This window comes from Desulfonatronospira sp. (genome assembly GCA_003563255.1).
Classification (GTDB): Bacteria; Desulfobacterota; Desulfovibrionia; order Desulfovibrionales; family Desulfonatronovibrionaceae; genus Desulfonatronospira.
In genome coordinates this window covers 1-10,387 of sequence record PWSL01000086.1, presented here as the reverse complement: position 1 = coordinate 10,387, position 10,387 = coordinate 1, and the positions used below count along the sequence as shown (strand labels likewise).

The 10,387-nt window shown below is 51.2% G+C and carries 7 protein-coding genes and 1 riboswitch; of the genes, 5 read left to right on the top strand and 2 right to left on the bottom strand.

Going from position 1 to position 10,387, the window contains the following annotated elements:
• The first annotated feature begins 738 nt into the window (after positions 1-738).
• Positions 739-3,228: a mechanosensitive ion channel domain-containing protein gene (locus QZP87_RS02610; RefSeq protein WP_291321361.1), complete on the top strand. Its 2,490-nt coding sequence runs from the start codon at positions 739-741 to the stop codon at positions 3,226-3,228.
• 72 nt (positions 3,229-3,300) lie between these two features.
• On the top strand, positions 3,301-4,353 hold the full coding sequence (locus QZP87_RS02605) for a 3-isopropylmalate dehydrogenase (RefSeq protein WP_291321360.1): 1,053 nt from the start codon (positions 3,301-3,303) through the stop codon (positions 4,351-4,353).
• A gap of 121 nt (positions 4,354-4,474) precedes the next feature.
• On the opposite strand, the gene QZP87_RS02600 is transcribed toward QZP87_RS02605, so the two are convergent.
• Entirely contained in the window at positions 4,475-5,467 is a 993-nt protein-coding gene (locus QZP87_RS02600; RefSeq protein WP_291321359.1) for a hypothetical protein, read from the bottom strand.
• A 71-nt stretch (positions 5,468-5,538) separates the two neighbouring features.
• On the opposite strand from QZP87_RS02600, the gene QZP87_RS02595 reads away from it, so the two are divergent.
• From QZP87_RS02595 to QZP87_RS02585, 3 genes are all read left to right on the top strand, one after another.
• Positions 5,539-6,969 carry a sigma-54 dependent transcriptional regulator gene (locus tag QZP87_RS02595; RefSeq protein WP_291321358.1) on the top strand — a complete coding sequence of 477 codons (1,431 nt, stop codon included), beginning with the start codon at positions 5,539-5,541 and terminating at the stop codon, positions 6,967-6,969.
• Positions 6,970-7,089: 120 nt separating this feature from the next.
• A complete protein-coding gene (locus tag QZP87_RS02590; protein ID WP_291321357.1) occupies positions 7,090-7,722 on the top strand; it encodes a DUF1007 family protein in 633 nt (210 codons plus the stop codon).
• Positions 7,723-7,917: 195 nt separating this feature from the next.
• Positions 7,918-8,349: a transcriptional repressor gene (locus QZP87_RS02585; protein ID WP_291321356.1), complete on the top strand. Its 432-nt coding sequence runs from the start codon at positions 7,918-7,920 to the stop codon at positions 8,347-8,349.
• 382 nt (positions 8,350-8,731) lie between these two features.
• Here the strand turns inward: QZP87_RS02585 and QZP87_RS02580 are convergent, their stop codons facing one another.
• The gene (locus tag QZP87_RS02580; protein WP_291321355.1) at positions 8,732-9,508 is read right to left on the bottom strand and encodes a sulfide-dependent adenosine diphosphate thiazole synthase; all 777 of its coding nucleotides are present in this window, start codon (positions 9,506-9,508) and stop codon (positions 8,732-8,734) included.
• Positions 9,509-9,923: 415 nt separating this feature from the next.
• Positions 9,924-10,028: riboswitch (TPP riboswitch) on the bottom strand.
• Between the last annotated feature and the right edge of the window lie 359 nt (positions 10,029-10,387).

Genomic DNA, 10,387 nt, shown 5'->3' with positions numbered 1-10,387 from the left:
CCTCTCGTTCCCAGGCTCCAGCCTGCCTCTCGTTCCCAGGCTCCAGCCTGCCTCTCGTTCCCAGGCTCCAGCCTGGGAACGCTTAGTCTTATCGCTCCCACGCTCTGCGTGGGAGCGTATCTGGACCGCTCTGCGGTCATTGGTGGACGCGGAGCGTCCAGAGGATGTTCCCACGCAGAGCGTGGGATCAATAAATTTCGAGCAAAGACCAGGCTTGAGCGCCTGGTATGGGACTGTCCCCGTAAGAACCAACCAGATCAAAGGCAATCAGTTTTGCGAATTAACGATTTCAGTAACTACAAAAATATTGTCTCGGGGACTGTCCCAATGGAGATAAGAGCACTTCTTTCTCTTCATCTTTGTGGACGCGGAGCGTCCAGAGGATGTTCCCACGCAGAGCGTGGGAACAATAAAAACTACAAAAATATTGTCTCGGGGACTGTCCCAATTGGAATTGGGATAAGAGCACGGCATGATCCTGGGTTGCTGGCATGGTCAGCGTTTAATGTAAACAATCAGTAATGATTCTTATACTTAAGTAAAATAATAATTTTACCGAACCTCCTCAGGTTTTGTCAAATCCCGATCCCTGGTAGACAGGCCTGCAAAAGTGCTCTCTACAGGCGTATCTGTCAGGTCTGCCTTCAGTATTCAATTTACAAACCAGCCCCTTTCCTGTAAGCTTCCTGAAAAGAAACAACGATTTTTTAGAACATCAGCAATTTTCGCGGAGGTTTAATGCTTAACTGTAAAAAGCTTTCAGGGCTTTTTATACCCCTTATCCTGACATTCTTTTTTGTGTTTTGTCTGTCTGTCAACGTTGAGGCTCAGCCAGGCCAGGCTGTCCAGGGACAGCACCTTTCCAGTTCCAGCATTGAAAGACTTCTTCAGGACCTGGATGATCCCCAAAAACTGGAAGCACTTAAAAAGGACCTGAGAATCCTCCTGGCCGCCCAGGAGCCCAGGATAGACGAGGACCCCCTCGCCGATGCCGGCGGGCTCCTGGGAGAAATCCTGACAATCATGACCGGACATATGCAGGAGATCAACAAAGTCCTTTCGGAAGCCGGACAGAGTACCCAGGAGGTGCCTGCCATGTTTCTGGATCTGGCGCAGCAGGCCAAGGATCCTGAAGTGCTGACTTCTTGGGGGGAGATGGCCGGAAAGGTGGCCCTGGTATTACTGGTTGGATTTCTGGCCTACTGGCTGGCCAGACGCCTGCTTTACAGGTTGCGGAAAACCCTGGAGGACCAGGAGACCTACAACAAGGCCTTGAGATTCGTCCTGCTTATGGGAAGCACTCTGCTGGAGCTTATTCCCATAATCGCTTTCGGCGCTGCAGCCTATACCCTGCTTCCATTGCTGGACCCAAGCAGCGGCACCCAGGTAGTGACCCTGGCAGCGGTCAATGCCATTGTGATTGTACAAGTAATCCTGGCCCTGTCCAGAATGGTGCTGGTTCCAGGAGTTCCCGCCCTGCGGCTTTTGCCCCTGGGAAATGAATCTGCTCAATACTTATATATCTGGATCCGCCGCATTACAAGCATCACTGTCTATGGTTACTGTATCCTGGAGGCTTCTCTTTTGCTGGGCCTGCCGGTCAGCCTTTACATTTCCATGCAAAAACTACTGGGGCTGATTGTAACCCTCATGGCCATCGTTTTTATCCTGCAGAACCGTTCCTGTGTAGCCGGATGGCTGCGGGGGGAAGAAACCTCAGCAAAAGAAGTTCCTTTGCCGGAAGGCAAAACAGGGCAGGCAATGTTTCGTAAAATGCAGTCCCTTGGCGTGCTCCGGCGCAGGCTGGCGGATTTCTGGCATGTCCTGGCCATAGCCCTGATACTGGGGATGTTTCTGACCTGGGCCATGCAGATTGAAGGGGGGCTGTTTTTTCTGGCCAGAGCCCTCATTATGACCGGCATCATAATTTTCATCACTTCTTTTGTCCTGAGGCTCAACGACCGCGGGCAGGACTATCTTTTCAAAATCAGCGACGATCTCAAGGCAAAACACCCGGAACTGGAAGCCAGGGCCAATCGTTACCTCCCTCTGCTTAAAAAAACCATAAAGGTGATAATATATTTCCTGGCCATTTTTTCCATTCTAAACGCCTGGGGTCTTGGCACCCTGGGATGGCTCATGTCCCCTCAGGGCGTAGCAATCATTTCTCAGGTATTCACTATTCTGGTGATAATCGCTGCCGCCTTTTTAATCTGGGAGTTCGTTAGTATCAGGATTGAAAAATCCATGGCCCTGGAAACCGAGCATGCAGAAGACAAAAGAGCCAGCTCCCGCAAGTTGACCCTTCTACCGCTATTAAGCAACGTAATCCGCATCGGGCTGGTACTGGTGGCCGGCATGAGCGTTATGGCCCACCTGGGGATAAATATTGCGCCTTTACTGGCGGGTGCCGGTGTCATAGGTCTGGCCATAGGCTTCGGGGCCCAGACTTTGGTGCGCGACGTCATTACCGGTGCTTTTATTCTGCTTGAAGACTCCATGGCCGTGGGCGACTGGGTGGAAGCCGGGGGACATGCCGGCACAGTTGAACACCTTACTGTTCGGACAGTTTCCTTGAGGGATCTCGCCGGCACCCTGCATGTCATCCCCTTCGGCGAAGTCACCTCTGTGCAGAACTACAACCGGGACTACGGTTACGCCATGATAGATGCCGGAGTGGCCTTCCGGGAAAATTACGGCGAGGTGGTCATTGCCCTGCAGGACGTAGCAGCGGAACTCAAACAGGATGAAACCTGGGGGCCGGATATCATAGGCGACCTGGAAATCTTCGGAATGAACAACATCACCGATTCAGCCGTGGAAATCAGGGTCAGGCTCAAGACCAGGCCCCTGTGTCATTTCGCCATTCGCCGGGCCTTTCTGGAACGGATGAAGCGCATCTTCGACGAGCGAGGCATAGAGATCCCCTTCCAGCATCACACCATCTGGTTCGGCGAGAGCAAGCATGGCGATGCCAGGCCCATGCGGGTGGTACACGAAGCCAGACAGTACCTGCCTCAACAGACGGAAACCGGTTCACCTGCAAGCAAGACCGACTCCGAGCCCGAGCCCAAGATCGAATACTACACCGAGTCCGACGCTTCCAGGGAGGTGGTCAGGGAAAAAGAGCAGGCCGAGGAAAAGGAGCAGGAAGAACAGGATAAAAAGGCCAGGGAGCAGGAAAAAAAGGCTGATCATGAACCAGAAGATAACAGTAAAACAACATAACACTACAGCGAAACTTCTAAGGCGGGCAAAGCTCCGTTAGGCAAACCCATAAACAATCATGAGGAGAAATTGATGCAGCGGTACAAAGTGGCCGTCATTCCGGGAGACGGCATCGGACCTGAAGTGGTCCGGGAAGGGCAGAAAGTGTTGGAGGCGGCCGGCAGGCACTACGGATTCAAACTGGACTGGCACATCTACGACCTGGGAGCGGAGCGCTACCTCAAAACCGGTGAAGTCATGCCGGACTCCGTCCTTGAAGAACTCAAGGACTTTCATGCCATATACCTTGGAGCCATAGGCCATCCCGAGGTCAGGCCGGGCATCCTGGAGCAGGGAATCCTGCTTCGCACCCGCTTTGTCCTGGACTTGTACATAAACCTGCGCCCCATAAAGCTCTATCCCGGTGTGGAATGCCCTCTGAAGGACAAGGGGCCTGAAGACATTGACTATATCGTGGTCCGGGAGAACACCGAAGGCCTGTACGCCGGCTGTGGAGGCTTTTTACGGCAGGGAACCGAGCATGAAGTGGCCGTGCAGGAATCCGTCAACACCTACACGGGAGTGGAACGCTGCCTGCGCTATGCCTTTGAACTGGCCGCCACCCGCAAGCGACGCAAGCTGACTTTGTGCGGCAAGACCAACGTCCTCACCTATGCCTTCGGCTTGTGGGACAGGGTTTTCCGGGAAATGTCCAAGGAATACCCTGCAGTGGAAATCGACTACACTCACGTGGATGCCACCTGCATGTGGATGATCAAAAGCCCGGAATGGTTCGATGTGGTGGTCACGGACAACATGTTCGGGGATATCATAACCGACCTGGGGGCCATCACCCAGGGCGGCCTGGGCATTGCCGCCGGGGGGAATATCAACCCGAAAGGGGTGTCCATGTTTGAACCTATTGGAGGCTCTGCCCCCAAATATACCGGACAGAACATAGCCAACCCCGTGGCGTCCATCCTGGCCGGTCAGCTCATGCTGGCAGACCTTGGCGAGGCCGAGGCTGCAAAGGGGCTGGAAGATGCGGTGTGCAGGGTGCTTCCACGCATGCAAAGCCAGTCAGCCGGACGCATGGGCATGACCACCAGCCAGGTGGGGGATGCAGTAGCTTCTGAAATAAGCTGACCAGTGCCGTATTCTGTCTGTTTAACGCTTTGCATGCCGCATGGCTTCCAGAAAAGCGCTGAACAGATACGCCGTAAGCATTCAGGGGGTCCTCACCCGCTGAATGGTTACATACGCCGGATCACTGCCTGGCTTTTATAGTTTTTCGCCGGGCAGTGTCTCTGGCCTCCTGGGTGGACAGCCCCCGGATATTCTGATAAAGTTCGCGGCACTGCTCGTAATCCAGGCTGCCGGCTAATTGTACCGCCTTGAGCTCGTCCAGGGAATGGGGATACTTGTCAACCTCCTCAAGCATCTCCTCCTTGTGTACGATCTTGTTGTAAATCAGGCTCCGGGCAGCCAGCAGGTCCGCCCGGTGGCCGACATAGTCCGGCATCCAGGTGTACAAGAGAGTCAGCACATCCCCTGGACCCAGGAGTTGTCTTTTTCCCAGCCTTGTCCGAAAAAATTTCTGCATGCTGTAAAAGGTTTCCATAGCGGAACGGGCCGGTTTTCTCATGTAGACCTCCCCGGCAAGAAAAAAATGGATATACCCTGCCTCCAGGTATACACTTTCGTACGCCGGAAGGATTATCTCCAGAGCCCTGGCTCTCATACTGTCCCGCAACCGCCCTTTTTCCGCGTCTGCTCCGGCAAAATCTTTAACCGCCTGTACCAGGCTGGAAAAACTTTGCCTTGAACCTGAAACCTTGTAAAAATCCATGAGTCTGGCGCTCCAGTCACGCTCGGCCTCGTAGACCAGCCTGGCCCTGGTGCCTGCCCGTATCTGCTCTGGAGTGCCGCCGGCAGCAAAGAATTCGTGGATACCGATCAGTTCTTCTACAAATGGTTCCACCTGCAGGATCTCTTTACCCCGGGCATGCATTTCCTGCAGAAGCTTACACTGACTGTGCGCAAACCCTGGAAAACCGAACTCGGTCAGCATGAGGTAGTCCTGCACCGCCATTTCGCCTCGCAGCATTTCCTGGAAACCCGGCGTAGGGGGTTCCTCCAATACGATACACTGATAGCTCTGCATTTTTTCCCGGACAAAAGGCAGGGTTTCCAGTCGATAGGAGGTATACCCCAGACAAATACGACAACCAGGGTTGAATTTGTTTTCTTGCAATGTCATAAATAATATTGTTAAATTGTTTCAAATGGATATGCAACCAGAATTTACCCCCCAACTTCTAACAGGTACGGTTGAACTCAACCACAAAAAGCATAACTATGGCCAGAGTTCTGGGGATCGAACAAAACAACGCCTACCACAGGCTCCTGAGCAGTTCACTGGGGGCCCGACATGTGCTGACCCTGTGCTCATCCTTGTCCGGCCTCAAAAAAAAGGCCGGCGGCACAGCTTTCGATGTAGGGGTGTTGAACCTGAAGGCCAACAGCAACAACCAACTGGAACTGAACACTCTGCAGCAGGTGCAGGAACAACTGGGACATATCCCGATTATCGTGACCAGCGAAAGAGACGATTCGGAATGGATAGTGCAGGTCATCCGGGCCGGGGCCTATGACTTCATTGCCAAACCATATTCCAGTGAAAAAATCCACCTGGCGGTGGAGCGCGCTCTGGAGAGCAGGAGCATGAAAAACGAAATAGACTATCTGCGCCGCCAGCAGGACGTGGTATACAACCTGGACATGATAGTGGCCCGGAGTTCTGCCATGCAGGATATAATCCACTGGACCCGGAAATATGCCGAAACCGACTCCAACCTGCTCCTCACCGGGGAGACAGGCACGGGCAAGAGCTTTCTGGCCGGTGCGTTGCACTTCAACAGTCCCAGGAATAAAAAGCCCTTTATGAAGATAAATTGTGCCAATCTACCGGAAAACCTCCTTGAAAGCGAACTTTTCGGTCATGAAAAAGGGGCTTTCACCGATGCCTTCCAGACCAGGGTGGGCAGACTGGAGCAGGCGGATGGAGGCACGGTGTTTCTTGACGAAATCGGTGAAATGAGTTCATCACTGCAGGCCAAATTTTTGCAGGTGGTGGAGGAGAAATGTTTTCAGCGCCTGGGGGGTAACCGCACCATCCACAGTGATATCCGCATCATCGTAGCAACCAACAAAAATCTATCCCTGATGGTTGAGACCGGTGAGTTCAGAAGCGATCTTTACTACAGGCTCAATATTTTAAAGCTGCACCTGCCTGCCTTGCGCCAGCGCAGGGAGTGCATAGAAGCTCTGTCCAGAACCCTCCTGGACAGGATTTGCCGTCAGCTTCGCAAAAAGATAATGGATATTACCCCTGAAGCCGTGGAAGTCCTTAAATCCTATCACTGGCCCGGCAACATCAGAGAATTATCCAATGTTCTGGAAAGAGCAGTACTTTTAGAAAAAAAAGGTGTTATAAGTGAAAAGAGCATCCATCTTAATTCAGGAATCCTGGGCTCGGACCGGGACACACCAACCAGTCCAGAGACAGGGGCGGACCTGGAGAGTAAGGAAAGAACTTCCATTATCGACGCATTGGAGCAAAATCTCTGGGTACAGAAAGCAGCCGCCGCCCAACTGGGAATTTCCCCACGGAGCCTGAACTACAAAATCAAAAAACTGGGCATCACTCACTGGAGATGGCGCAAGCACCGCAGCCGGGAAGACCTGGTGAACAGCCGCTAAACATACACGTCAACTTTAACCACCTGATTTTTTTACTTTTTACCTTGTACTCTCAAGTTAACTCTTCAGATAAGATACAGGGGCATTGACTTTTTCAAGCAGGCAGTTATTATCGGCAGCATGTCAATTATCAATAAATGTATAAGTAATTATCCTGCCTGTCTGGCAGTTGCTGTACTTCTCCTGCTTCTGCTTCTTGCCGGCCCTGCTTCTATATCAGCACACCCCCACGTCTTCCTGGAAACCGAAATGCAGGTAGAACTGGATGAGCATGGGATCAAGGGAGTCTGGCAGGAGTGGACTTTTGATGAATACCAGAGCGCCTGGATAATCAACCAGTACAATTTGGACAAAACAGGCTCTATCAGCGACAGCGAACTGGAAAGATTATACAATGAGACCTTTAAAAACCTTAAGCATCATGATTTCTTCACCTGGATACTGGTAGATGGCGAAAAAATACCGGCCACTGAGATTACTGACTTCTCCGTCACAGTTCAGGACGACCTGGCAATCTATTCTTTTTTCGTTCCTTTTGAACTTGAGATCAACAGCGATAATCTGGAGGTCTTCATCCTGGTCTACGATGAAAGTTATTTCTGCCACGTGTTTTTCCCTCCGGAAGAGATTGGATTCAAAGGCAATACATCTTCCTGGGTAATCGACTATACCACTCAGAAAAAGTCAAACCTGACCTTTTATTTCGGCATGATTACTCCTGAAGCCTTAAAAATCACATTAAAACCCTTATGAATTCCAAGACCTTTCTAGCACTACAGCGAAACTTATAAAACTTTTCAACCTGTCTAAAATGGGGACAGGCACCCCCGCACTTATTTTTCTGAAGGATGATTGACAGGTTTTAAAAATAAGTGCGGGGTGCCTGTCCCCGGTGGCCGCTCAAAATGGTTACGGGCAGGCAGTATTTCAGGAGCAAAGCACAAATATATGCAGGCAGCAAAAGATCAATTTCTGTTATATCTGGCACGGAACAAGCTCAATTTTACTTCCCAAAGGGATATAATCTTTGATGTATTCTGGAGTTCAGGCTACCACATTTCACCTGAAGAACTGTGGCAACTGGTAAAAAAGCATGATCCTGATGTCGGCCAGGCCACGGTATACCGCACCCTCAAACTTCTTACTGATGCGGGAATCGCCCGGGAAGTCGATTTTGGAGACGGGGTTTCCAGGTATGAAGCATGTTTTGGGCAAAGCCATCATGATCACCTGATATGCAAGGAATGCGGAAAGAATATTGAATTCGTCAACCATAAGATTGAGCAGATCCAGGAAGAGCTGGCCAGGCAGCACGGTTTCACCTTAAGCGAACACAGCATGTATTTATTTGGAAAGTGTACTGAATGCAGAAACCCATGAACTGTTGTTTCATTTTATCGTAACCACTCAGGAGCTCCTCGGTGGTGCTTATTGGCTCCAGGCCTGGGGACTGTCCCCCGCTAAGTACTAACAATAAATAATTTAAAAAAATAATGACTGTCCAGATGTATCTGTTTAGCGCTTTGCATGTGGCACGGGGACTGGCTCTTCCGGGACTCATTTGTCCCAAAGGATGAGTCATTTTGTGTACAAAATGATGCTCAAGTGGGTCCCTGAGTGCCTGTCCCCTGCTTTCCTTAAAAGGCGCTAAACAGATACGTCCAGATACACCTGGGGAATGAAGGATCATCCGGATATATCGGCCCGGGTTCAGACTCCGGGCCGACCCAGTTTCAAGGGCTGTTATCCCCGGAATGCCAGTCTATTTGCTTTGTTTGATTATCTCCTGGGCCACTTTTTTACCTGACCTCAGCATGCCTCCGAAGACCGGACCCATTCTGTAAGATCCGAAAGTGGCATTTGCGGACATGCCGCAGACATAGATCCCGGGAAAAGCCTCAGAAGTGTTTTCTATAGTATGTTCCTCCGCCTTATCCGCCCACATGGACTTTTCACCTTCAAGTCTGCCCGAGGGTGTATTAAGTCTGGTGTCCATCTTGCGCTCAATGATCTGCATTACCTCCACCGGATGCCCTGTAGCCTCCACCACATAATCAGCACGAACAGTCAGGGGATCCACATGCAGCCCTGCGCTCTCCACCGCGGACCAGTTGATGACCAGGCCAGTGATGCGGTTTTCACGGATCATGACGTCTTCGATGCATACCAGGTTGAAAAACCTGGCCCCCGCCTTGGCGGCCCTGGACCCAAGGGTGCATACGGCTTCCACCGAGTCCGCAGTATAGTAACCCGGAGTGTACTCCACTGAGTTGATGCCCAGCTCGTCCAGGATCTCCCTGGCATCCTCCTGGACCACCACCTCGTTGAACATCATGCCCCCGCCCCACATGCCGCCGCCAGGGGCCAGGTTGCGCTCGAACACAGCCGTCTTTTTCCCGGCACCGGCCAGGTAGTAGGCGGCTACCATCCCTGAGGGACCTGCCCCGCATATGGCCACGTCCAGTTCCAGGGAATCCATCAGTTTTTTAGTATAGGTTTCGATAATCGCCCGGGAAATAATGATCTCATCCAGTGCCATTTTCAAGCCTCCTGTAGCCCTGCAACGAAACTTATTTGTGCCTCAAGGGGACAGGCTCCTTCTGCACCCACTTGAAGCTGAAAATCAGGCTCCAAAGGCACAAAAACACATTCAAGTGCATGCCGGAGTGCCTATATCTTTTGGTCCAGACCAGGTATCTATTCAAATTTATTGACTTTATTTCTTACAACCAAGAACGAAGAACCAGGTACTTTGAACTCTCAAGATAATTTAAGTTGCGTTGCAGGGGTAGGTTGTACTGTATCTGTCCAGGACTCATAAGCCCAGCATACCGGCAGTGCGGTAATGCTCTTGGCCGGGACCGAACAGATGCATTCTATTGATAAAAAAAGGGCTGTTTCCAGAAGAAACAGCCCTGATAAACTTGTCCTTTGCCGTATTGAGTGCAATTCAAGTTATGCCAAAGCCGCTTTCCTACGCCGGTATTATCCGGATCAGGTGCGAGGGGTCTTTCGGGAAATACCGAAATCTCAGGCACAGGCCTCCCCCAGCGACACACAGCTCCCTGACAGCGGAGCATGCAATAAAGATGCGACTGCAGAAAGTCTTATTTCCAGTCGCAGCAGTCAGTGGCCAGTAGTCAATAAAAACAAAGAGTTAAATGGTACATATTTATCACTACCAGTTAATAGCTGACTTTTTGCAAGTGCATTATAAAGAACAATAAGTCTCCCAGGCCTGCCCCACGGAATACACGGAACACACGGAATTTGCGTTGCTCAGCTTCGCATTAAAAACTAACGCGGACTTTGCCCGCAACCCATTTTTTCTCACGCAAAGGCGCGAAGATCGCCAAGGAAGACAGGATAATTTTTTTCATTTGTCACTCGTTTCTCGTGACAAATGAAAAGGCAGCCT